19 protein-coding genes are annotated in these 23,337 nt (G+C 61.1%); 9 read left to right on the top strand and 10 right to left on the bottom strand.

What is annotated here, in order from left to right; all coding sequences use genetic code 11:
• Window positions 1–16: 16 nt before the first annotated feature.
• The 3 genes from AACW30_RS03750 to AACW30_RS03740 all read right to left on the bottom strand — a co-directional run bounded on the left by AACW30_RS03750 (window position 17) and on the right by AACW30_RS03740 (window position 3,378).
• Window positions 17–1,123 (bottom strand): efflux RND transporter periplasmic adaptor subunit, encoded by a 1,107-nt coding sequence (locus AACW30_RS03750; RefSeq protein ID WP_200624309.1) that lies wholly within the window; start codon window positions 1,121–1,123, stop codon window positions 17–19.
• An 18-nt stretch (window positions 1,124–1,141) separates the two neighbouring features.
• Window positions 1,142–2,362, bottom strand: coding sequence for a TolC family protein (locus tag AACW30_RS03745; protein ID WP_200624308.1), 1,221 nt, complete (start codon window positions 2,360–2,362; stop codon window positions 1,142–1,144).
• Between the two features lie 110 nt (window positions 2,363–2,472).
• Window positions 2,473–3,378 (bottom strand): cation diffusion facilitator family transporter, encoded by a 906-nt coding sequence (locus AACW30_RS03740; protein ID WP_106578516.1) that lies wholly within the window; start codon window positions 3,376–3,378, stop codon window positions 2,473–2,475.
• A gap of 216 nt (window positions 3,379–3,594) precedes the next feature.
• Here AACW30_RS03740 and AACW30_RS03735 point away from each other — a divergent pair, with 216 nt between their 5' ends.
• A complete protein-coding gene (locus AACW30_RS03735; protein ID WP_179678264.1) occupies window positions 3,595–4,965 on the top strand; it encodes a GntT/GntP/DsdX family permease in 1,371 nt (456 codons plus the stop codon).
• A 3-nt stretch (window positions 4,966–4,968) separates the two neighbouring features.
• Here AACW30_RS03735 and AACW30_RS03730 read toward each other — a convergent pair whose 3' ends face one another.
• Complete coding sequence (locus AACW30_RS03730; protein ID WP_200624307.1) at window positions 4,969–6,258, bottom strand: MFS transporter; 1,290 nt, start codon at window positions 6,256–6,258, stop codon at window positions 4,969–4,971.
• 185 nt (window positions 6,259–6,443) lie between these two features.
• On the opposite strand from AACW30_RS03730, the gene AACW30_RS03725 reads away from it, so the two are divergent.
• The 4 genes from AACW30_RS03725 to AACW30_RS03710 all read left to right on the top strand — a co-directional run bounded on the left by AACW30_RS03725 (window position 6,444) and on the right by AACW30_RS03710 (window position 11,723).
• On the top strand, window positions 6,444–7,862 hold the full coding sequence (locus AACW30_RS03725) for a short-chain fatty acid transporter (protein WP_200624306.1): 1,419 nt from the start codon (window positions 6,444–6,446) through the stop codon (window positions 7,860–7,862).
• A gap of 199 nt (window positions 7,863–8,061) precedes the next feature.
• Window positions 8,062–9,762 (top strand): acid phosphatase, encoded by a 1,701-nt coding sequence (acpA, locus tag AACW30_RS03720; protein ID WP_200624305.1) that lies wholly within the window; start codon window positions 8,062–8,064, stop codon window positions 9,760–9,762.
• A gap of 122 nt (window positions 9,763–9,884) precedes the next feature.
• Window positions 9,885–11,054 carry a hypothetical protein gene (locus AACW30_RS03715; protein WP_200624304.1) on the top strand — a complete coding sequence of 390 codons (1,170 nt, stop codon included), beginning with the start codon at window positions 9,885–9,887 and terminating at the stop codon, window positions 11,052–11,054.
• Window positions 11,055–11,198: 144 nt separating this feature from the next.
• Window positions 11,199–11,723 carry an SET domain-containing protein-lysine N-methyltransferase gene (locus AACW30_RS03710; protein ID WP_200624303.1) on the top strand — a complete coding sequence of 175 codons (525 nt, stop codon included), beginning with the start codon at window positions 11,199–11,201 and terminating at the stop codon, window positions 11,721–11,723.
• On the opposite strand, the gene can is transcribed toward AACW30_RS03710, so the two are convergent.
• Entirely contained in the window at window positions 11,720–12,364 is a 645-nt protein-coding gene (gene can / locus AACW30_RS03705; protein ID WP_010213394.1) for a carbonate dehydratase, read from the bottom strand. The genes AACW30_RS03710 and can overlap by 4 nt on opposite strands.
• 139 nt (window positions 12,365–12,503) lie before the next feature.
• Between can and AACW30_RS03700 the strand changes: the two genes are divergently transcribed.
• The gene (locus AACW30_RS03700) at window positions 12,504–12,908 is read left to right on the top strand and encodes a serine kinase/phosphatase (RefSeq protein WP_119736368.1); all 405 of its coding nucleotides are present in this window, start codon (window positions 12,504–12,506) and stop codon (window positions 12,906–12,908) included.
• Window positions 12,909–13,027: 119 nt separating this feature from the next.
• Here the strand turns inward: AACW30_RS03700 and rimI are convergent, their stop codons facing one another.
• Both rimI and AACW30_RS03690 read right to left on the bottom strand, forming a co-directional pair.
• The gene (gene rimI / locus AACW30_RS03695; RefSeq protein WP_003188286.1) at window positions 13,028–13,480 is read right to left on the bottom strand and encodes a ribosomal protein S18-alanine N-acetyltransferase; all 453 of its coding nucleotides are present in this window, start codon (window positions 13,478–13,480) and stop codon (window positions 13,028–13,030) included.
• Window positions 13,473–14,216, bottom strand: a complete 744-nt coding sequence (locus AACW30_RS03690) for an energy transducer TonB (protein WP_106578508.1) — start codon at window positions 14,214–14,216, stop codon at window positions 13,473–13,475. The genes rimI and AACW30_RS03690 overlap by 8 nt, the downstream gene beginning before the upstream one ends.
• Window positions 14,217–14,403: 187 nt before the next feature.
• On the opposite strand from AACW30_RS03690, the gene mksB reads away from it, so the two are divergent.
• From mksB to mksF, 3 genes are read left to right on the top strand one after another with little or no spacing between them, the layout of a single operon-like run.
• Window positions 14,404–15,681 (top strand): Mks condensin complex protein MksB, encoded by a 1,278-nt coding sequence (gene mksB / locus AACW30_RS03685; protein WP_106578507.1) that lies wholly within the window; start codon window positions 14,404–14,406, stop codon window positions 15,679–15,681.
• Window positions 15,671–16,378 (top strand): Mks condensin complex protein MksE, encoded by a 708-nt coding sequence (gene mksE, locus AACW30_RS03680; RefSeq protein ID WP_106578506.1) that lies wholly within the window; start codon window positions 15,671–15,673, stop codon window positions 16,376–16,378. The genes mksB and mksE overlap by 11 nt, the downstream gene beginning before the upstream one ends.
• On the top strand, window positions 16,375–19,215 hold the full coding sequence (mksF, locus tag AACW30_RS03675) for an Mks condensin complex protein MksF (RefSeq protein WP_106578505.1): 2,841 nt from the start codon (window positions 16,375–16,377) through the stop codon (window positions 19,213–19,215). The genes mksE and mksF overlap by 4 nt, the downstream gene beginning before the upstream one ends.
• A gap of 171 nt (window positions 19,216–19,386) precedes the next feature.
• Here the strand turns inward: mksF and AACW30_RS03670 are convergent, their stop codons facing one another.
• Genes AACW30_RS03670 through AACW30_RS03660 form a run of 3 tightly spaced genes read right to left on the bottom strand, consistent with a single transcriptional unit; the run spans window position 19,387 to window position 22,952 of the window.
• Entirely contained in the window at window positions 19,387–21,690 is a 2,304-nt protein-coding gene (locus AACW30_RS03670; RefSeq protein WP_106578504.1) for a PqiB family protein, read from the bottom strand.
• On the bottom strand, window positions 21,683–22,306 hold the full coding sequence (locus tag AACW30_RS03665) for a paraquat-inducible protein A (protein ID WP_200624302.1): 624 nt from the start codon (window positions 22,304–22,306) through the stop codon (window positions 21,683–21,685). Before AACW30_RS03665 ends, AACW30_RS03670 begins: the two co-directional genes overlap by 8 nt.
• The gene (locus AACW30_RS03660) at window positions 22,293–22,952 is read right to left on the bottom strand and encodes a paraquat-inducible protein A (RefSeq protein WP_145165466.1); all 660 of its coding nucleotides are present in this window, start codon (window positions 22,950–22,952) and stop codon (window positions 22,293–22,295) included. The genes AACW30_RS03665 and AACW30_RS03660 overlap by 14 nt, the downstream gene beginning before the upstream one ends.
• Window positions 22,953–23,337 lie beyond the last annotated feature (385 nt).

Genomic DNA, 23,337 nt, shown 5'->3' with positions numbered 1-23,337 from the left:
GGAATCACTCGCAGGATCAATGGGCGTGCTCGGCCGAGCCTTTACCCAGTTCGGACTTGAGGATGAAGCTGCCTTCGGTCGCGACTTGCGCACCGGCTTCCAGGCCGTGGCGCACCTCGACGTAGCCGTTTTCACTCACGCCCAGTTCGAGGTGGCGGGTGATGAAACCGTCCGCCGTGCGCACGAATACCGAGGGTTTTTCCTCGACTGTCTGGATGGCGGTTTGCGGCACGGTGACCTTGGCCTGGTAGGTGTCGGTGGCCAGTTGCACAGTCACAAACAACCCTGGGCGCCAGGCATCGTCGGGGTTGGGCACAGTCACGCGCACGGTAGCGGTGCGCGTCTGCTCGCCGAGCAGGTTGCCGACGTAGGCCACGGTGCCTTGAACGTCGGTGCCCATTTCCGTGGAGCTGACCTTCACCGGTTTACCGACGCGCACCTTGTTCAGGTCCTTGGGAAACACGCCGAACGTGACCCACACCTGGGACAAATCCGAGAGCGTGAAGGCGTTGCTGGTTTCGCCTACCACTTCGCCCACGCCCAGGTGTTTTTCCACCACCACACCGGCGAATGGCGCGCGCAGCTCGTAGCGATTACCGCCGGCCAGTACGGCGCTGCCGCTGAGTGCCGTCATCTTCTGACGCGCGTTGTTCAGTGCGATTTCCGCTTCCTGCAAGGTCTGGCGCGCCAGCAGGTAATCCTGCTCGGCGGAGATTTCGTCCTTCCACAGCTGGCGCTCACGCTCAAAGGTGGTACGCGCCAGCTCGACGCGTCGCTCGCTGGCGGCCAACTCGCTGCGCTGGTCGGAAATCTGCTGGCTGGCGATCACGGCCAACACCTCGCCCTTTTTCACCGACTGGCCAAGGTTGACCTTTACCGCCTCCACCACACCGGCCGCACGCGGCACGATGTGCGAGGTACGGTCCTCGTCAAAACGCACTTCTCCCGGCAGCGTCAGCAGCGTGCTGATCGCCCGCGGTTGGGCTTGGGCGAGCTGAATACCGGCCGCCTGGATCTGTTGCTCGGTGAGTTCGAGTTTGCCTTCCTCCTCCTCGGCCTGTGCAAAACCAGACAGCATCAGGCTCAGGGCGACGGCGAGCGCCACACCGTGTTTAGGCTTCATAAAAGACTCCAGAAAAGATCAAAACCGGGCGAGGTCGCCGTAAATACGTTCTATGCGCACCCAGGCGTCGGTCGCCTGAGCGGTCGCCACCAGGTATTGGGTGCGGGCTGCGATCAAGGTGCGCTGGGCGTCGAGCACGTCGAGGAAGTTGAACTTGCCCATCTCGAAGCCACGGGTGGCGTTGTCCACCGCGCTCTGGGCGGCGGGCAGGATGTGTTGGTTGAATGCGCGCACTTCGGTATCGGCGGTTTGCCACAGGTCCAGCGCCTGGCGGGTTTCGGTGCGCAGGCGCAGTTCGACCGCGTTACGCAAGTCGCGGGCTTGGTCGGCACGGCGGCTGGCGGCGAGCACATTGCCCTGGTTGCGGTTGAACAGCGGGATCGGCATCGACACGCCCACCAGGTTCACGCGTTCACGCACGCTGGCGTCGTACTGGCTGCCGATGGACACATCGAGGTCGGGAATCCGCTGGGCCTTTTCCAGGCCCACGCTGGCTTCGCTTTGAATAATGTGCAGGTCGGCCAGGCGCAGTTCGGTGGTTTGCTCAAGCCGCGTGAGCAGTTGCGCGGCGGCCGGCAAGGGCGGTGCGGATTGGCTTTGCGCGGCCACGTCCTCAAAGTCAGGCGTGGCGCTGCCGGTGCTGGCGGACAGGCGCCGATAGGCATCGCTGAGGCCGATTTGCGCGCGGTTCAATTCCAGGCGGATCTGCGACACCTGCACCTGTGCGCGCGTGGTTTCCACCGGCGATGATTTGCCGGCGGTGACGCGACCTTTGGCGACCACCAGGCCACGCTCGGCCAGGGCCATCGAGCGTTGCGCCAAGTCGAGGCGCTGCTGGGCCCGCAAAGCACTGTAGTAACTGTCGATTACGTCGGCGCGCAGGCCATTGCGACGCTGCTCCAGGGTCAGCGCCGCGGCGTCCTGGGCGCGCGTCGCGACGTCAATGCGCGCGCCACGTTTGCCGCCCAGTTCCAGGGTCTGGCTGAGTTTGAGGGTGGTCGTGCGCGTGTTGCGGCGAGTGTCTTCGGCATCCCAGGAAGCCACCGGGTTGGGGATCAAGCCGGCCTGCTGGCGACCGCCCTGGGCAATGTCGATTTCCCATTGCGCAGCGGCCAGGTCAGGGTTGTTGGCGAAGGCGGCTTGCAGGGCTGCATCCAGAGAGAGGGTTTGCGCCTGGGCAGCGCCTGCGGCCACCCACAACGCTGCTGCCCCCAAAAATGTTCTAACGGAAAGTGCCATAACGAAAGTTCCACGCCCATGAAGTCGCTGAGATTTCCCAGCGGGGGGCAATGTAGCTTTCGGTACTTATCAGGGCCGTGGGCGCAACATTACAAATCCGTTAGCCGGGCTCAGGCATGCACCTCGTCATGCTCGTCGTGCACAAAACCTTCGCCTTCCACCTGGATCGTGGCGTGGGAAATATCGAATTGTTCGTGCAGCAATTCCGTCACCTGACTAAGGATTTTTTGCTCCGTGTTCAGCGCAGCATCCGCCACCAAGTGCGTGCTCAGCACATTCTTGCCACTGGTCAGGGCCCAGATATGCAGGTCGTGCACGTCCTTGACCCCCGGCACACCGCGAATGGCCTGCTCGACCTGATCGATATCGATGCCGTCCGGCACGCCCTGCAGCAGCACGTTCATGCTTTCCTTGAGCAGCGTCCAGGTGCGCGGCAACACCCAGAAACCAATCGCCGCCGCCACCACCGAGTCAACCCAGCCCCAGCCGGTGAACATGATCACCACCGCCGCGATCATCACGCCGATGGAACCGAGCATGTCGCTCCAGACCTCCAGATATGCCCCCTTCACATTCAGGCTTTCACCGCTGGCGGCACTGAGCAGTTTCATCGAGATCAGGTTGACGATCAGCCCCAAAAACGCAATCACCAGCATGCCGGTTGACTGGATCTCAGCCGGTGCCTGCAGCCGTTGATAGGCCTCATACAGAATGTAAAACGCCACGCCAAACAACAGCAGCGCATTGAACGCCGCCGCGAGGATCTCGAAACGCGCGTAGCCAAAGGTGCGCTTGCGGTCGGCCGCACGCTTGGCGACCTGGATGGCCACCAGAGAAATCGCCAGCGCCAGGGCGTCGGTCATCATGTGCGCGGCGTCGGACAGCAGCGCCAGGCTGCCGGTGATAAACGCGCCGATCACCTCAGCAATCATGAAGCTGCTGGTCAGCCCCAGGGCGATCCATAGAAGACGCTCGTGGCCGGCACGTACCTGGCCGTGGTTATGTCCTGCGCTCATGAAAATTCCTCGAGAAGTGGGGTTCGTTGATCATAGAGCTATAGGCCAGATCCCCGCGCAGGGGTTGCAAATTTGTCATCTGCGCGACAGCTCGTCGTTATATCGCGCGCACCAAAATCGCACATGGACGCTCTGCAACAGTTCTATCAGGTATGCTTTTCGAGCAGGAAACAAAAAGAAACAAATTAGCCAACCTGTTCGATAAGGAGTCCCGTTTTGGAGTTATCGACTGCCGCGTGGATGGTTCACGACACCCGTCTCATGTTCTGCGTTCTGCTGGCCATCGCCAGCATCATTGTGTTGATCAGCGCGACCAAGCTGCCGCCATTTTTATCGATTCTGATCGGTACGTTTATCGCCGGCGTCGGCGCGGGGTTGCCGCCGGAAGACGTCGCCAAGGCCTTCAGCAAAGGCGCCGGGGCGATCCTCGGTGAGGCCGGCATCATCATTGCTCTGGGCTCGATGCTCGGTGCGTTAATGGCCGAATCCGGCGCCGCCGACCGTATCGCCACCACCTTGCTCGGGCTGGGCAAAGGCAAGTCGTTGCCTTGGGTGATGGCATTGGTGGCGATGGTGATTGGCTTGCCGCTGTTCTTCGAAGTCGGGCTGGTGATGATGGTGCCGATCATCTTTGTAATGGCCAAACGTTCGAATCAGCCACTGCTGAAAATCGCCATTCCGGCGCTGGCGGGCATGACCACCTTGCACGCCCTGATGCCACCGCACCCGGGGCCGCTGATTGCGGTGAGCGCATTGCACGCCGACTTGGGCCTGACCATGTTGCTGGGCTTCTGCCTGGCGGTGCCAGCAGTGATTCTCGCGGGCCCGCTGTATGGCAACTGGCTGTCCAAGCGCATGCAGGTGGATGAACCGGCCGACATCGGCGCGCTGTTCAGCGCACCGCCCAAGGCACCGCGCCAGCCGAGTTTCGGGGTGTCGTTGCTGATCATTTTGTTGCCGGTGATTTTGATGCTCGGCAGCACCTTGGCAAAAGTTGCGATGGCGCCGGAAAACCCGCTGGCACTGACCTTGAAGTTTCTCGGTGAACCGCTGATCGCCCTCGGCCTGGCTGTCATCGCCGCCGTGATCTGCCTGGGATGGGCCGCCGGCATGCCACGCGCCGAGGTCGGCAATACGCTGCGCAAAGCCCTCGCGCCCATCGCCGTGTTGCTGTTGACCATCGGCGCCGGCGGCGGCCTCAAGCAAACGTTGCTGGATGCCGGCGTCAGCCAGACCATCAGTAAAGTCGCCGAAGGCGCGCACATGCCGTATCTGCTGCTGGCCTGGTTGATTGCCGTGGCCCTGCGCCAGGCCACCGGTTCGGCGACCGTCGCCACGACAACCACGGCGGGCATTCTCGCGCCGATGATGGCGGGTTTGGCGGCGACACAGAGTTCACTGGTGGCGCTGGCGATTGGCGCCGGCTCGGTGTTCTTCTGTCACGTCAACGACGCCGGGTTCTGGATGGTGCGCGAGTACTTTGGCTTGCAATTGAAGCAGACGATCTGGGTGTGGTCGGTGCTGCAAACCATCGTTTCCGTGGTCGGCCTGGTCGGCACGCTGTTGCTCTGGCACTTTCTGACCTGAGCCTCAGGTAACCAAGGTGTGGCGCTTGCCAAACAGCGCCACACTCGCCACCCCGACCGCGCCCATCACCACGCAATAGCCCACGCAAATCCACGGGCGCGTGGGCATCAGCGCGATCAGCAACAACGGCGTGGTACTCGCCCACAACGCGTAGGCAATGTTGTAGGTGAAGGAAATCCCCGACACTCGCACATGCGCCGGAAACAGGCCGACCATCACCGACGGCACCGCGCCCACCACGCCACAACTCAAGCCCGCCACGGCGTACGCCGCGCCCAGCCACACGCCGCCATTGATAAGGCTCGCGTACAGCAGCGCAATCCCCACTGGCAGCAACAGGCTGTAGACCAGCACCGCGCGCCAGGCGCCGATACGGTCCACCAGCAGGCCGGCGAGGACGCAGCCGATATTCAGAAAAACAATACCCAGCGCGCTCAAGGCGAAGGTGTGACTGGGGCTCATGCCGAAGGTTTTTTGCATCAGGGTCGGGGTGATGACGACCAGCACCACCACGGCCGAGGTGAGCACGCAGGTGAGGATCATGGCCGGCAGCAACACGGCGCGATGGTCGCGCAGCACGGTGCGCAGCGGCAGTTCGGCGGCCGCTTGGCGGCGGGCCTGCATTTCGAGGAACACCGGAGTTTCACTGAGCCAGCGGCGCAGCCACACGCCGATCACGCCGAATACGCCACCGAGCAGGAACGGAAAGCGCCAGGCGTAATCGAGGATTTCGGCTGGGGTGAAGACTTGCGCCAGCAGCGTGGCAGTGAGTGCGCCCAGCAGGTAGCCGAAGGTCAGGCCGGCTTGCAGGAAACCCAGCGCGTAGCCGCGATGATGACGCGGTGCGTGCTCGGCAACGAAGGTCCAGGCGCTGGGTACTTCGCCGCCCACTGCGGCGCCTTGCAGCACGCGCAGCACCAGCAGGATCAGCGGGGCGAAATAGCCGATTTGCGCGTAGGTCGGCATGACCCCGATCAGCAGGCACGGCAACGCCATCATCAGGATGCTCAGGCTGAACACGCGTTTGCGCCCCAGGTGGTCAGCAAAGTGCGCCATCAGGATGCCGCCCAGCGGGCGCGCCAGGTAGCCGGTCACGAAGATGCCGAAGCTTTGCAGCAGGCGCAGCCACTCGGGCATTTCGGGCGGGAAAAACAGTTGGCTGAGGGTCAGCGCAAAGAATACGAAGATGATGAAATCGTAGATTTCCAGGGCGCCACCAAGGGCGGCCAGGCCCAGGGTTTTGTAGTCGGAGCGGGAAAAACGCTGCGCCTGTGGGGAAAAGGTGGCAGTCATGTGCAAGCTCGGCAGACAAACAAAATGGCGTGCAGGTTATGAGTTGAGTCCGGTGATGGCAATCGCGACGGATATATTTGTTTTACTCATGGATCGATGAAGATAACTGCATTCCCATATCAATGGCCGTAGCGGAACATGCCGTAAAACTGCCAACACCATAATAAATACAAGAGGAATGACTCGTGGCCGATGCTATCGAAGAAAGCCGCTATGCCCGATTTGCCCTGCGTTGCTCCAACTTTGCCGAACGCTGGTTTCCGGATTCCTGGGTGTTTGCCGCCCTCGCGGTGATCATCGTCGCCGTGGCAACCCTGGGCATGGGCGCCGCACCCACTGAAGCCGCCAAAGCTTTTGGTGACGGGTTCTGGAGCCTGATCCCATTCACCATGCAGATGGCCTTTGTGGTGATCGGCGGTTACGTGGTGGCCAGTTCGCCACCGGCGGTGAAACTGATTGACCGCCTGGCACGTATCCCCAAAAACGGCCGCTCGGCGGTGGCCTGGGTTGCATTGATTTCCATGGTCGCGTCCCTGCTCAACTGGGGCTTGTCGCTGGTGTTCGGCGGGTTGCTGGTGCGCGCACTGGCCCGCCGCACGGATTTACGCATGGATTACCGCGCAGCCGGTGCTGCGGCCTACCTGGGCCTGGGCGCGGTGTGGGCGCTGGGGCTGTCGTCGTCGGCCGCGCAATTGCAGGCCAACCCGGCCAGCCTGCCGCCGTCGATCCTGTCGATTACGGGGGTGATCCCCTTCACCGACACGATTTTCCTGTGGCAATCCGGGGTGATGTTGCTGGCGCTGATCGTGGTCTCGTTGATCATCGCCTACGCCACCGCGCCCGGCCCGAACAGCGCCCGTGATGCAAAGGCCTGCGGCGTCGACCCGGCGTTCAACCTGCCTAAGCTTCAAGCGGCTACCCGCCCGGGCGAATGGCTGGAACATAGCCCGCTGCTGACTATTCTGCTGGCGTTGCTGGCGGCCGGTTGGCTGTTCCATGAGTTCTCGACCAAGCCGGCGATCAGCGCAATTTCGGGGCTCAACACCTATAACTTCCTGTTCATCATGGTCGGCGCACTGCTGCACTGGCGCCCGCGCAGCTTCCTCGATGCAGTGGCGCGCGCCGTACCGACCACCACCGGCGTGCTGATCCAGTTTCCGCTGTATGGCTCCATCGCGGCGCTGATGACGGTAGTCAAGGGCGGCGACGGCCAAACCCTGGCGCACCATATCTCGACCTTTTTCACCTCAATTGCTTCACACGACACCTATGCGCTGTTGATGGGCGTGTACTCGGCGGTGCTGGGCTTCTTTATTCCGTCGGGCGGCGGCAAGTGGATCATCGAAGCGCCTTACGTGATGCAAGTGGCCAACGACCTGCAATACCACTTGGGCTGGGCGGTGCAGATCTACAACGCGGCCGAGGCGCTGCCGAACCTGATCAACCCGTTCTATATGCTGCCGCTGCTGGGCGTGTTGGGGCTCAAGGCGCGGGATTTGATCGGGTTTTCGTTTGTGCAGTTGCTGGTGCACACGCCGCTGGTGTTGTTCCTGTTGTGGGCGTTGGGGACGACGTTGAAGTATTTGCCACCCGTCATGCCATAACAGGGTCAGGGTGGAGCGGGCTTGCTGGCAAAAATGCGCGGCGTCAGTGAAACGGTTGACCGACACAGCGCTTTGGCGAGCAAGCCCGCTGCCCTATTTCGATCTGCGGCTTTAACCCGGCTGTCTTCTTTTCGTCACATTGCGTTGCTACCGTCCTGCGAAATATCTTGAAACAACCACCGCGCAGGGACTCCCAGCAATGAGTGACGAGCACGAAGACCGCCCTTCCCCCGATTCCATCGCCCAACCGCCGGTAGACACCAGCCGCCGGCGTTTCCTGGGGGGCGCGGCAGTGCTGGGGGTCGGCGCGACCTTGAGTGCCTGCGGCCACACCGGTGAAACACCGAGCACACCGGTGACGCGACCGCTCACACCTCAAGAGCTGGACAAGGCCTTGCACGACCAGGTGAAAACCGTGGTGGTGATTTATGCCGAAAACCGCAGTTTCAACAATTTGTTTGCTGATTTCCCTGGCGTGGAAAAACCACTCTCGGCACTCTCCGGCGCCGAGGCCCAGCAACGCGACCGCGACGGCAGCCTGCTGACCAGCCTGCCGCCAACCTGGGGCGGTGTGTTACAAGTCGGCCCGCAAACTGTCGATGGGGTGACCTACCCCAGCGAAGTGCAATTCCAGGAAAACCTGCCCAACGCACCGTTTGCTCTCAAGGGCCCGAACGCCGAAGACCTGCCTTTGAGCCTGGTCACGCGCGATTTGTGGCACGTGTTCTACCAGAACCAGATGCAGATCAACGGCGGCAAGAACGACAACTTTGTGGCCTGGGGCGATTCCGGTGGCCTGGTGATGGGCCATTACGCCCAGAGCCGTTATTCCTTGCGCCTGTGGGATGTGGCCAAGGAGTTTGTGCTGTGCGACAACTTCTTTCAGGGTGCATTTGGTGGCTCGTTTCTTAACCACCAGTACCTGATCAGCGCCACGGCGCCGTTTTATCCAAACGCCGCGCAGTCGGTGGCCAAGGCGCAGATTGCCACGCTGCAAAGCGATGACCCTGCCGACCCGCGTCTCAAGCCGCTGGACAAGTCACCCGCCAGCGCCATGACCGGCCCACCGCAGTTTGGCCCCAGCGCACTGACGCCGGACGGCTACGGCGTGAACACCCTCGCCCCGCCGTACTGGCCGACTTGGATCCGCGACCCGCAAAACCCGGATTACTCCAAACCCGACCTGCCCAACGTGCTCGTGCCGCAGACCCACGAACACATCGGCGACAAGCTGTCGAAAAAGAACGTCGACTGGGCCTGGTACGCCGGGGCGTGGCAAGCGACCCTCGACCAGTTCAAGGATTCGGGCGGCATCCCGAAAATCCCCAACTTTCAGTATCACCACCAGCCGTTCAACTACTTCAAGCAACAAGGGCCAGAAAACCGCGCCGAGCGTGATAAACGCCTGCGCGATGGCGGCTTGGGTGATGAGGCCAGCACCAACAAATTCTTCGCCGACGCCCAGGCCGGCAAGCTGCCTGCCGTGAGCTTCTATAAGCCTCAGGGCAACCTGAACATGCACGCCGGTTACGCCGACGTGGCCTCGGGCGATCGCCATATCGCTCGCGCCTTGAAAGTGCTGCAGGAAAGTCCGCAGTGGAAAAACATGGTGGTGGTGGTGACCGTCGATGAAAACGGCGGCTGGTGGGACCACGTGGCGCCGCCCAAAGGCGACCGCTGGGGCCCGGGCACGCGAATTCCAGCGCTGGTGGTGTCGCCGTTTGCGCGCAAAAGCACCGTGGACCACACGGTTTACGACACGGCATCGATCCTGCGTTTGATCACCAGGGTGTTCCAGCTGGAGAAACTGGACGGCCTCAAGCAGCGCGACGACGCGATGATTTCCCGCGGCCAGACGCCCATGGGCGATTTGAGCAACGCATTGCAATTCAAGGTGTAGGTTTTCTTATCCAATAGCGACACGCCTGGCGATTTAGCACGCGGTTTTCCTGGTCAGCCGCTACTGTGTGGAGGTGGGCTTTCACCCCGCGCAGACGGGCTTTCGCTGACAAGGAACCAACTATGTTCAAACCGACCAGGCTGTCCTTCACCTTGGTCGCACTGCTGGCCAGTGCGGTCGTACACGCCGATATCGAAGTACCACTGGGCAGCACGCAACGCGTCACCCAATTGTTCGCGTTTCCCAATAATTGCAACGTGATCTGCTTTCGGCCATGGACGCTGGAGCAGACCGCCGAGCACTACCTGAACCAGAGCTTGCAGCGCGACGGGTACAGCCGCGCCAAAGTCAGCGTGAAAACCCATGACGGCGAGGTCGTGGCGACCTTCAGCGGCGTACCCGACCACTACGGCCAGCCCCTCACCACGCTGCTCAACACCGCTGACCTGGCCTACCAAGGCGCCAGCAAGCTCAACACCGACGGCAAATGGGCCTACAACTGGTACCTGTTCCTGCCGCTGGGCATGGCCCTGGAAAACCGCAAAAGCATCGAGCTGCTGCACTTCCCGCCGGATTACTCGCTGACCCAGGCCCAGGATTACCTGGAATCGGCCACCACCGATCGCTGGGCCACGTTGCTCACCGACAACGGCATCCCGGCCACCGAAACCCCGGCCTACCAGACCATCATCGATATCGCCCCCATCGCCGCGCCGTCCAACGCGGGCAAGGACCTGGAAACGGTCTACAGCTATTTCACCGACTATCAGACCCGCATGGTCAAGGAGCTGAGCCTGCACGCCAACGGCTCATTGCCGATGGTGGCGTTCGGTGCGCCGGTGCGCAGCTGGATCAAACAACAGTACGGTCAGACGGTGGCGGTGCTGGGCCTGGCGCAGATCAGCCCGACCGAAGGCAAACCCGTGTCGGTGCTGGGCGCCAACCACCCCAGCTACATCTGGTACGCGGCAGACCCTGCCACCTACGACGGCAATGAACAAAAAGCCGACGAAGCCGGCTTGAAGGTGATGGGCCAGGATTTGAGCGCTGCCTGCTGGCAAGCCGGCATCGGGCAGAAGCCCGCCAGCGATCCGAATGTGTTGCTAAAGGCGTGCATGAACACCTGGCAGGTCACGCGCAAGGAGCAGACCTGTGAGCTGTTTTACACCTCGGTACGCAACCTGACCCCGGAACAGGCCAACGCCAAATGCGCCACGCCTGCGATCAAGGCCCAGTTGAAACAGCTCAAAGGCGTGGTGCCGGCAGCGTCGCTCACCGCGCCAGCGCTATAAAACGCACAAACAAAACGGTTTCTACTGTCAGATTTGACAGTAGAAATCGAATTCAACTTGGGCGAGTCTGGGGCCGCACACATTCGCTGCAAGACTGGCCGTCAGACAACTCAGTAGGTCGATGCAGCCTAAGCCAGGAGAGTTATGAAAACTCAAGCCATGGATAAGGCTAAAACCAGCACAAAGGACTGTCTTTACCCTTTCAAAACCCTGCTTTTTGAACCGGGCTATCCTTCGACCGAGCAATTCCAGCCCATTCAGGACGCTAACGGATTGCCTGCCGGGGTCAAAGCTCGTATCGCCTTCGACAGCCGTGTGCGCATCGCCAAGGTTTCCGGCTACGCCGTGGGGGAGCGGCGCCCGCATACGCTGCAGCTGTCACCCCGTATCCACCTGTATGACTCCTGGTTCTGCGGCCTGTTGATGCACTCCTGCGACCCGAATGTGTTTTTCGACACCACAGACCTGGAGCTCTGGACCATACAGCCGATCGCTCCCGGCACCTTGCTGACGCTGGATTACGCCAGTACCGAGGACGCGCTGCCCCAGCAGTTCGCTTGCCTGTGCGGCGAGCTGAACTGCCGGGGCTGGATCACCGGCAACCAGGAGCCGTTAAACAGCGAAGGTCAGGCGTTCATGGCCCGGTGGCGTGAACGCAAAAGACCTTAGGCTTCGCCCAACGGGCGCAGGCGGTATTGCGGCGGCAGCTGCTCAAAACCACTGATGGTGGTGTTCAAGCTTTTCCAGCGGCCATCCTTGATGCCATAGATGCAGCCATGAATCGACAGGCTCTGCCCACGGTGCCAGGCGTTTTGCACAATGCTGGTGTGGCCGACGTTGGCCACTTGCTGAATCACGTTCAGCTCGCAAAGGCGATCGACGCGCTCTTCTTCGGTCGGCAGCTGGGCCAGCAGGTCACGGTTTTCGTAATAAAGATCACGAATAGTCCTCAGCCAGCCGTCGATCAGGCCGAACTGGCGGTCCTGCATCGACGCGCGCACACCGCCGCAGCCATAGTGGCCGGTGACGAGGATGTGTTTGACCTTGAGCACATCGACTGCGTACTGGATCACCGACAGGCAATTGAGGTCGGTGTGCAGCACCACATTGGCGACGTTGCGGTGCACGAACAGATCACCCGGCAACATGCCGACGATCTCGTTGGCCGGTACGCGGGCGTCGGAGCAACCGATCCACAGGTATTCCGGGGTTTGCTGGCGGGCAAGCTTGGCGAAGAATTCGGGATCTTCCTGTTTGATCGCGTCCGCCCAGCGTTCGTTGTTATCAAGCAGGTCTTGTAGTTCGTTCATCAGGGAAAGCCTCAGGAATGATGCGCAGCTGTGTGACAGACAACCGCTCGTCCGGGTCACGCCAAGCCGTAATTAGCTTGAATCTTTAGGGCGCCGTGCCTGTCCACACACTATAAGCCCCACAGTATGAGGATTGGCCATGACTGAATCACGACGTCCCTACGGCGCTACGCAGCCGGAACCGATTGACGATAACGAAGACCGCATGGGCTCGATGCGCGAGCTGGATTTTGACGAGGACGGACCGACCGCGGAAATCGGCGATGAGATCCCGGCAGGCGAGCGCGAGCACCTGATGCCCGACGAACGGGTACGCGAAGCCGGGATGACCGGGGCCTCTACGCAGGACCATGAGCCGACCGACGACGATATGAGCCCCGAAACCCTTATCCATGAGGACGGTGCGCGGGATGCGCGGGAGGAAGGCGAGGATAACCCGGCGGATTACGATCTGAGCATCGTCGATGAAGATGAGATCGGCGGCGGCAACGGGCTCGATGAGGCTGAGCTGGCCGACATCGACCCGGTCGACGGCAACCGCTGATACAGCGCGGTTCAACATGTGGGAGCGGGCTTGCTCGCGAATGCGGTCGTTCAGTCAGTAAATCTTTGACTGATGCTCCGTATTCGCGAGCAAGCCCGCTCCCACATTGGCGTGTGTATTCAGTCCACTAACGTGCAGGCCATCACGACTGCATCTTCGCGGCCACCCACGGCCGGGTAGTAATCGCGCCGACGGCCGATTTCGTTGAAACCGTAACGTTCGTACAGGCGAAACGCCCCCGTATTGCTGTCGCGTACTTCCAGGAAACACTCGCGGGCATTGGCGGCATAAGCGCGGGACATCAAGTGTTCCAGCAACGCCAGGCCCAAACCCCGGCCCTGGTTTTCCGGCTTGACGGTAATGTTCAGCAGATGCGCTTCATCGAGGATGATCTGCACCACGCCGTGGCCTACCTGCTGCTCACCTTCAAACATCAACCAGATCTGGTACTTGCCCAAGCCGTCGAGAAAAATCCCGCGGGTCCAGGGATGGCTGAACGCCGCGTATTCAATCTTCAGTACAGCGTCGAGGTCCGCCTCGGTCATTGGGCGGAAAGATAAAGCTTCACTCATCGGTACTTTTCCAGCGCGCCATCAGCCGGCGCATGGCTTGCCATACATCAGCCTTACGCTGTGGCTCTTCCATTAATAATTCCAGGCCCGGCAGGGCCCACACCGACCCAAGGCCTTCGACCTGCAGTTCACGGTACCAGGCCTCGGCATTCGCCTCGCCGGCAAACCGCACGGCGGGCAGGCCGATCAACCACAGGCACACGCACGGCTCGTCTTCGAGGCGCGCCGAAACAAAACCTTGCACAAAATCCCGCGCGGCTTCCGGGCCCTGGTCCATGTTGCCACGCACCAGCAGCGGCCAGCGCACCGGGTCGCCGACGATTTGCGGGCTGTCGGGCAGGCCGGCAGCACGCAGCATGTCCTTGAGCAGCATGTAAGCCGGGTCGCGCGTCTGGAAGCGCTCGCCTGTGGGTAACTCCACCAATAGCAGACAACGCCCGGCCCGCAGCAATTGCAGGGCAAAGCGCGGCGGCGGCACCACCGGCGCCTTGGCCACCGGCGCAACCGTTTCGGCCACCACCGGCTTGGCCATTGGCGCCGGGCGCGGCACTTCGACCTTCACCCGCTCGACGACAGGGCGCGATTCAGGCGTGGGCTTGACCACGGCCACCGGCGCAGCCGCCTCTTCCCCCGACACGTCGAACGCCTCATAAGGCTCAAGCGCCTGCAGCAGCTCGGGCCGCGATGGGGCGGCAAACGGCAGTTCGGTGCGGGGCAGCCAGTTGACCACCTGCATGGCGGTCAAGTAAGCGCGACGTCGGGACTCGATAAGCACAGCTCGGCCACTTGTGGATAACTAAAGAGCGGGGATTCTACCGCTGTTCGGTAACAATCGCCCACTGTGCACTGACCGGCTGTGGATAAATCCCGCGCCTGATGCAGTACAATCGCGACTTTTAATCGCCAACCAGCCGGCCATTCCCATGATCGAACCCAAGCGCGTCCTGCGCGCCCTCGCCGAACACTGGGCCTTACTTGAGCCACTGTGCGAACACTTCGACCAAGGCACCTTGAGCCTTGGCGAACTGCGCGCGCAACTGGCCGCCCAACAACTGGACAGCACGCCCCAGGACATCACCAGCCTGCTGGACGTGTGGATTCGCCTGGATATCCTGGTGCCTGTCGCCAAAAGCCCGAACCGTTTCGAGCTCAACGCACAGATCCACGACTTCCTGGCCTATCTTCGCAAGGAGCACCGGCTTGGCCTGTGCCTGGAAATTGAAGCCTACCTGCGCCACCTCGAGCGCCTGGCCGGCTACATTCAGGACGCCTTCGACATCCGGGATGGCCACGACCTGGCCCGCCAACTGCGCCTGTTGGACATGCGCGTACGCGATGTATTGAAAAAACTCGCCAACGACGAGCAAGCCCTCGCGGCCGTGGCCGACCGCGCCAAGACCAGCGACCGGCAGATTCCGTTGCGCCAGCGGTATGCCGAAGTGCTGGCGACCTGGGACGAATACGTCGAGCCGATGATTCAGCTGGTGAACGCCGACGGCGCCTTTGAACAAGGCGTGCGCAAGGTCGAAAACGTGCTGTTGCGCATGCTCACCGAGCAACAACGCCTCGGCCACCTGGTCGATGACGACATGCTGCTGCGCACCCACGCGCGCATCCTCGAAATGCAGACCAGCGCCCAGCTGACCTTGCGTCATGCGCGCGAACTGCTGCTGCCGTTGCGTGAAGAAGCACGCCGGCACAACGCCGTGACCCGTGGCGCCGCGCTGGCCTTGTCGGCCATCCGCCGTAAAGGTCTGGACGCCGTGCCGCAAGCGGCGATGCCGATGTTCACGCGACCGCAAAGCACCTTTCTCGGCAGTGCCAGCCAGGTCGAGGCCTATGTGTACGCGCTGGCGAATTTCGAGCCGAAACCGGCGCGTTTCCCCAAGGCGCACAAATCCCACAAGGGCGACGCCCAGCGTGCTCCGCGCACGGTCAAGGAAATGCTCGAGCGCTGCGAAGACGCGCTGCCGATGCCAGACCTGATGACCTGGCTGCTGGAGCAGGAACCGGACGGCGCCACCGACGAATTGTTGTACTGGTTCTCGCGGCTCTCGCGTGAAAAACGCTTCAAGCGCGAACGCCTGGAACGCCGCGACTACCACACACACGAGCACCAGGTCAGCCTGCGCTCCTTCGCCCTGCTCCCGGCCGGCACCGATGCCGCCGAGCATTCTGCGAGTACACCTCATGCATCTTGATCTATCCGAACTGTCCCAGCTGGCGCCGATCTTTCGCGAGCTGTTCAAGGGTTACCACGTCAGCCGCCGCGACCCGGAGCTGTACGCACAGCTGTCGAACTTCCAGGACCAGTACCGCACGCTGTTCAAGGCGTTGGGCTTTGAGCTGGTGTGCGATACACGCGGCTTCTATTACTTTGTGCCGGACTCGGCGATTGCCAGCGCGCAAGTGAACAAGACTGCCCAACGCCTGGCGCTATTCACCTTCATCCTTGTCGAGCACCTGGCCGACCAGGGCCGCGACCCGATCGCCGTGCTCGACGGCGGCAGCCTGGGCCGCGACGAATTGCCGTCGTTGCTGGAGAAGTACCGCGATCTGTTTATCCAGGCCGAAGTGCAGACCCAGGAAGAACTTGAAGAAAAAATCATGCGCCGCATGACGCAGCTGGGTTTTGCCAGCGAAGACAACGGTGTGTATCGCTTCCTGCCGCCGATGCACCGTTTCCTCGACGTGTGCCTGTCGGTGCAGCAGGACCGCGACCTCGCCGCCAGTGTGCACAGCGTGCTGCCTCTGCCGGCGCCGGTGATCATCGACGAAGACAGCGATGAAAAACTGCTCAAGACCGACGACCCGCTGGACTTGAGCGACTTTGACGAAGACAGCGAAGAAGACGCCCTGGCCCGCGCCATTGCCGAAGAACAGGAGACCGACGCATGAGCAAGGAACGTTACGGCATCCGCCGCTTCGCCCTATTGAACACCGCCGGTTACAGTTTGGGCCTGTTCCCGCTGGAAGAACCGTTGTCGGTGTACGGCGCGAACAACCTGGGTAAATCCGCCTCGATCAACGCCCTGCAGTTCCCGATTCTGGCGCGCATGTCGGACATGAGTTTCGGCAAGTACACCCTGGAGCAATCGCGGCGCTTCTACTTTGCCACCGACACCAGCTACATCCTCGTGGAAGTCTCGCTGCCCCACGGCCCGCACGTGATCGGCGTGGTCGGGCGTGGCCCGGGCGGTGGTTTCGGGCACCAGTTCTTTGCCTACGCCGGCAAGCTGGACCTGGCGCATTACCAGAAAAACGACACTTGCCTGCGTCAGAAAGAGCTGTTCACCAACCTTGAGCGCGAAGGCCTGAAAGCCTACGAGCTAAAGCCGGACGAACTGCGCCGTTTGCTGGTGGGCGGCCACACTTCGATCCCGCTGGACCTGACCCTGATTCCGCTGCGCTCCACCAGCGAGCAGAGCCTGAAAACCTTCCGCGCGCTGTTTATCAACCTGCTGCACATGCGCGAAATCACCGCGGCCAAGCTCAAGCAATTGTTCCTGGATGCCTTTGAACACAGCCTGCGTTCCGGCAGCGTGGACTACATCGCGGCGTGCGAAGAAGCGTTCCGTGATGTACGACGCATGGAGCAGGATTACAACTCGCTGGTGGCTGCCGGCCCGTTGGTTGAGGCGTTGGCCAATGGCGTTCGGCAGCGCGATGTTCTGCGCGGCAAACTGCATCGCCTGTCGCCCTTGCTGGATTCGTTGCTGGGCACCTGGTCGGACTACGCCAGCGCGCGCAAGGAAGAGCTGACGATCCAGGCCGAGCATTACCGCAATGAGCAGGACGCGCTGCAAAACGATCAGCGCGGTGGCACCCAGGAGCTGATGCGTCTGGAGCGGGAAATCAGCGGCATCCAGCGTTGGCTGGGCGAGCTGTCAGTGCTCAAGCATCGCTTCGCCCTGGTGGATGACGTCAAGGTGCTGGAGCAGCAGCTGCTGGCGGCCAAGGATGCTCACGATGAATTGGCCGGCGCCCTGGCGCAGTCGCGGCAGTTCAGCGCCGAGGATTTGGACGAGCGCTTGCGCGATCTGGAAAAACGCTTGAAGTCGGTCAAGCAGCAGCTCGACCACGCGGACAACAACAGCTACGCCAAACTGCGCGAAGAGTTTTCGCAGCAGGATGTCGAGCGTCTGATGCGCCTGTTCAACAGCTCGTTGTTCAGCCTGCCATTGGGCGAGCACGGCATTACGCTGGATGAGGACGGCCAGTGGGTCAAATCCCTGGAGCAGATCCTCGACGGCTTCAAAGGCGAGCGTTTCGAAGTGCCTGGGCTGTCCATCGACATCTCGCACATTGAGCCACCGGCGTTGCAGGCCCTGGCGGACCGCGCGGCGTTGCGCGACCAGAAAGAGCGCCTGGAAAAAGAACTCAAGCAACTCAAGACCCAGCAGGCCGTAGCCTCCGACCGCGCAGCCAGCAAGACCCAGACTGAAGCGCTGTACCAGCAAGTGCTGGATGCGCAGAAAGCGTTGGAGGACTTCCGTCGCGCCCAGACCCTGAGCGCTGAAGAAGGCGAGAAGCTGGAAAACCTGGCGCAAATGGAAGCCGCCCAGGATGAGTTGAAGCGCTCCAGCGACGCCTTCACCGAACGCGTGCAGCAGCTGTCGGCCAAGCTGCAATTGGTTGGGCGTCAGATTGGCGATATGGAAGCCAAGCAACGCACCCTGGATGACGCGTTGCGCCGTCGCCAGCTGCTACCGGCAGACTTGCCGTTCGGCACGCCGTTCATGGACCCGGTCGATGACTCCATGGATAACCTGCTGCCGCTGCTCAATGACTATCAGGACAGCTGGCAGGGTTTGCTGCGCGCCGACGGCCAGATCGAAGCCTTGTATGCGCAGGTTCGCCTTAAAGGCGTGGCCAAGTTTGACAGCGAGGATGACGTTGAACGTCGCCTGCAACTGCTGATCAACGCGTATGCGCACCGCACTGACGAAGCCCTGACCTTGGGCAAGGCGCGCCGTGCAGCCGTCACCGATATTGCGCGCACCCTGCGCAATATCCGCAGCGACTACGACAGCCTGGAACACCAGTTGGCCTTGTTCAACCGCGAGATCAACAAGCGCCAGGTGTCCAACCTGCAAAGCTTCCGCATTGTGCTGGCGCCGAACAAGGAAGCCCTCAAGCATATCGACCAGATCATCCACAGTGCCGGTCAGTATGAAGAAGGCGAGACGTTGTCGGTGTTTGACCTCAGCCAGAGCGCCGAGCAGGACAACAAGAACGAAGAGGCCAAGGAATATCTGGCCCGCCTTGTGGCCGCCAACCATAACCAGTTGGGCCTCAAGGACCTGTTCGAGCTGGCGTTCGAGATCACCAAGGTGCATGGCCAGCCGGTGATTCACACCGACATCGACGGCGCGGCATCCAACGGCACCACCATGACCATCAAGGCGCTGACCAACATGTACTTGTTGCTGCACTTGATGGACCGTGATCAGGCCGGGCGCGTGCGTTTGCCGTACTACCTCGATGAGGCAGCGGACATCGATGAGAAGAACCAGGCGGCGCTGCTGGAAACCAGTTTGCAGCTGGGTTTTGTGCCGATTCTGGCCAGTGTGAAGCCGCAGGTGTCCGCCCAGGTGGCGATCGACCTGGAAGGTGGCAGCGGGCCGAACGGCATCTACATTGATGAGGCGGACTGGAAGTACATCCGTCGTCACGATGCAGTGAAGGCGACCGTGAATGTGCAGGCGGATGAGCCGGAGCTGGATGAGGTTTGAGCCACTGAGCTGAAATGCAAAAAGGCCCCTGGGTGAGCACCCAGGGGCCTTTTTTTTCGCCGGTTATGGCCTCTTCGCGGGCAAGCCCGCTCCCACAGGTGACCGCATTTCTACAGGATAAATGCGCTTGAATATGGGAGCCGGGCTTGCGCGCGATGGCCGCGCCTCGGTTTACTTGCCGAGCGAAATCTTAGGCGCCCACGTCAGCCATTCATCTTCAAACTTGTCGAACAGCGGGAAGGTCTGCTGCGGCCGGGCAGCATTGCCCATGCGCTCGCCGTCTGGCGTGGCGAACGCGATACCGCCGGCGACCAGTGTCTCCAGGGATTCAGTGCGCACTGTCGCGCCTTTGAACAAGCCGAAGTCGAGACCGAAACCGCTGGTGTTCCAGAAGCGGCTGCCACTGCGCACCAGTGGCGCGTACTTGGGCTCGATCAAGATATGGATCAGCACGCGGTCGGCGGTTTGACCCAGCTCGTAGCCGGTGACTTTGCCGACGGTGACCTCACGGTAGGTGACCGGCACGCCTTCCTTCAACGAGCCACGGCGTGCGGCGCTGAGTACCAGGCTCAGGCCTTCCTCCTGACGGGCCGCCTCCGGTGGCTTGTCCAACGCGACGAAGCTCTTTTGTGGGCCGGCGTTTTTCGCAGATGGCTGCACCTCGATGTATTGGCCCGTGACCAGGGTTTCCAGGTTCGAGGTTTTCATCAGGCCCAACTCAGGCTTGACCACCCAGAACTGGCTGCCGGCGCGGGCGATCCGATCCGCCACTTGGGTGATGCGCGCGCTGAGCAACACCGACTGCATGTCGGCACTGAGGTCGACGCTTTCAATCTTGCCCACGTCCAGGCCTTTGAAGCGTACCGCGGTGCCGGGGCGAAGGCCGTCGGCACGATCGACCTTGATGGTCACCAGCGTACCGTGTTGATTGGCGGCCTCGCGATCGGCAAACAGACGGAAGCGCGGGATACGTTTTTTCAGCGGCACGTTCGGTTCCGGGGTTTCGAAGGCAATACCGCCGGCCATCAAGCTGGCCAGGGATTCACTCTTGACCTGGATGCCCCCGGTGAGCCCGCCTGTCAGCGTCACGCCGCTGGCATTCCAGAAGCGCGTCGAACCGTTGACCAGGTTTTCGTATTCCTTCTCGATGTGGACACCGATCACCAATTGCTTGTTCTTGCGCGAGAACTGGTAGCTCTGTACCGAACCCACCTTGACCTGTTTGTAGAGGATCGGGCTGCCGACATCCAGCGAGCCTAGGCTGTCGGTGAACAACACCATGTGCAGGCCGGGGGAGCGCAGGTCCAACGGTGGTGCCTTGGCCCGAGCGACGAATTCGCGCTGCGGCGCACTGCCTTTGTCGCCAGGGCGAATGGCGATGTAGTTACCTTTAACCAACGCTTCCAGGCCGGTGATACCGGCAAGCGAGATGGACGGTTTGACCACCCAGAACTGGGTGTCTTGCACCAGGTAGTCTTCGGCAAGCGGGTCGAGGGTGAGCTCGGCATTGGCGCTGGACAGGTCAGGGTCAATCTTCAGGGTCTTCAGGCTACCGACCTGAATACCTTTGTACATGACCGGTGTGCGCCCGGCCTGCAGGCCTTCGAAGTCGGTGAGTTTGACCTTGACCTTGAGACCGGCCGCCGCTGCGTCGAAGTCTTCGTACAAGCGAAACGGCAGGCTTGGATCGGTGGGAGGGCTGTCCTTGCGGTTCTCGGGTGTAGCGAAAGCGATGCCGCCGGCAACGATGCTCGAGAGCGACTCGCTGCGCACCTTCACGCCGGAGAGGTTGGCGTCGATGCTGATGCCGCTGGCGTTCCAAAAGCGCGTATGTTTGCGCACCAGGCTGGCGTAAGTGGGCTCGATGTAGACCTTGATCTCGACCGTACTCTGGTCTTCGGACAGCAGGTAGCTTTTGACCTGGCCAACCTGAATCTGCTTGTAGAACACCGGGCTGCCACGGTTGAGCGAGCCCAGGCGATCGGCCTTGATGGTCAGGTGCAAGCCGGGCTTGGCGTCGGATAAAGGCGGCTCTTCGGAAAGGGCCTTGAATTTGCGCGACGGCTCGCCGTCGCCAGGGCTGGCCGCAATGTAGTTACCCGAGACCAGGGTTTCCAGACCGGTGATACCGGCGAGGCTGACGCTGGGTTTGACCAGCCAGAAACGGGTGTTGGTCTTGAGGTATTGCTCCACATCCTTGTTCATCTCGATGGTGGCGATCACCCCGCGATTGTTGCCCTCGTCATCCAGGGCCAGGGTCTTGACCTTGCCCACGGGCATGCCTTTGTAGACCACTTCGGTCTTGTTGGCCTGGATGCCTTCGCCACTTTCAAAGCGCACCTGGATCTCGATGCCTTGTTGGGAATAGGCACGCCATCCCAGCCAACCACCGATGATCAGGGCTATCAGGGGCAACACCCAAATGGCCGACCAGTTGGAGGCCGGGCGGGTTTTAGCTTTTGGCAAATCACTCATGGTCGTCGTCCGACTCCGTGTTGTCCCAAATCAGTCGGGGATCAAAAGTTACTGCGGCAAGCATCGTCAAGATCACCACACTGGCGAACGCTGCAGCACCGAGATTAGCCTCGACACTGGCAAGTCGCCCAAAGTTAACAACCGCTACCAGGATGGCGATCACGAAGATATCCAGCATGGACCAGCGGCCAATGAATTCGATGAAGCGGTACATGATAATCCGTTGTTGCGCGGACAGCGGCTGGCGACGCTGCACCGAGAACAACAGCAGGCCAATGCCCACCAGCTTGAATGTCGGTACAAGAATACTGGCAATAAACACCACAGCAGCGATAGGGAACATGCCGTGCTGCACCAACTGGATCACGCCGGCCATGATGGTACTTGGATCGCCCTGGCCAAGGGAGTTGATGGTCATGATTGGTAACAGGTTGGCGGGGATATACAGGATCGCCGCCGTGATCAGTAACGCCCAGGTACGCGTAAGGCTGTTGGGACGACGGGCGTGGACCAGCGCACCGCAACGGGTGCAGAGCTGCTCATCGGTGTCGGCTTCTTGCTTGTTCAGCTCATAGCATTCGGTACAAATCAGAATGCCTGCATCAATCGCCCGCATGATCATCCTCTCCTGACAACGCTTGCCAGATCTGGTGGGGCGACATCACCACCTCAAGCAGCACCTGAACCATTAATAGACTGACGAAACAGATAAGCCCCAGGCCGACCGTGATGGAGGCCATGTCGGCGAGTTTGACGATCGCCACGAGCACGCCCATCAGGTAGACCTCCAACATTCCCCAGTCTTTCAAGTGATGGTAAATGCGGTAGAGCAACAACCCATAGCTGCGGCCGATCTTCCAGCGAATGCTCAGCAGCACAGCCAATTGGCAGAGCAATTTGAGCAATGGGATGCCCATGCTGCACAGAAACACGACTGCGGCGACGCCTTGCATGCCGGTATCGAACAGACCTACAACGCCGCTCCAAACGGTATCCTCTGAGGACTGCCCGAGTAGATTGAGCTGCATGATGGGTAAAAAGTTCGCGGGGATATACAGCAAAAGTGCGGCGATTACCAAGGCGAGGCTGCGCTCAACGACATTGTAGCGGTGAGCATAGAGCTCATAACCGCAGCGTGGGCATTGAGCCTTTTCGCCTCGAGCGAGCGTGGGCTTGCGCATCAGCAAGTCGCACTCATGGCATGCCACCAGATCGTCCAGGGGTAAATCCGACACCGCTGGGGTATCAACCGGATCGGGCATAGTTAGGGCTCGAACTCTAAAAAAGGTTAGGTGCCTATTCTAATGGTCTGGTTCAGAAATAACTGTGCAAATTTGTCGGACGGATTGAACCGCTGGTCAAGCGGGCCGTCGCGGCATGCGGCGCAATAATGGGAGGACGTAGCGTTTGCTGATATTGGCGATTTCGGGGAGAAGGTTGGGCTTTTGCGATGATCGGGTTATTCAGGGAATGCGCGTTTTGTTGGTGCACTTCGTTCGCAAGTACGCTTGCACTTGCGCTTTTCGACCGCCCAAAACAAAGCCCCTGTTTGCGTTAGCAAACAGGGGCTTTGGAATTTAATCTTGACGATGACCTACTCTCACATGGGGAAACCCCACACTACCATCGGCGATGCATCGTTTCACT

The sequence above is a fragment of the Pseudomonas sp. MF6747 genome, assembly GCF_963890955.1.
In the GTDB taxonomy this organism is placed as follows: domain Bacteria; phylum Pseudomonadota; class Gammaproteobacteria; order Pseudomonadales; family Pseudomonadaceae; genus Aquipseudomonas.
The sequence above is the reverse complement of the archived record's forward strand: the minus strand, read 5'-3'. Positions and strand labels throughout refer to the sequence as shown.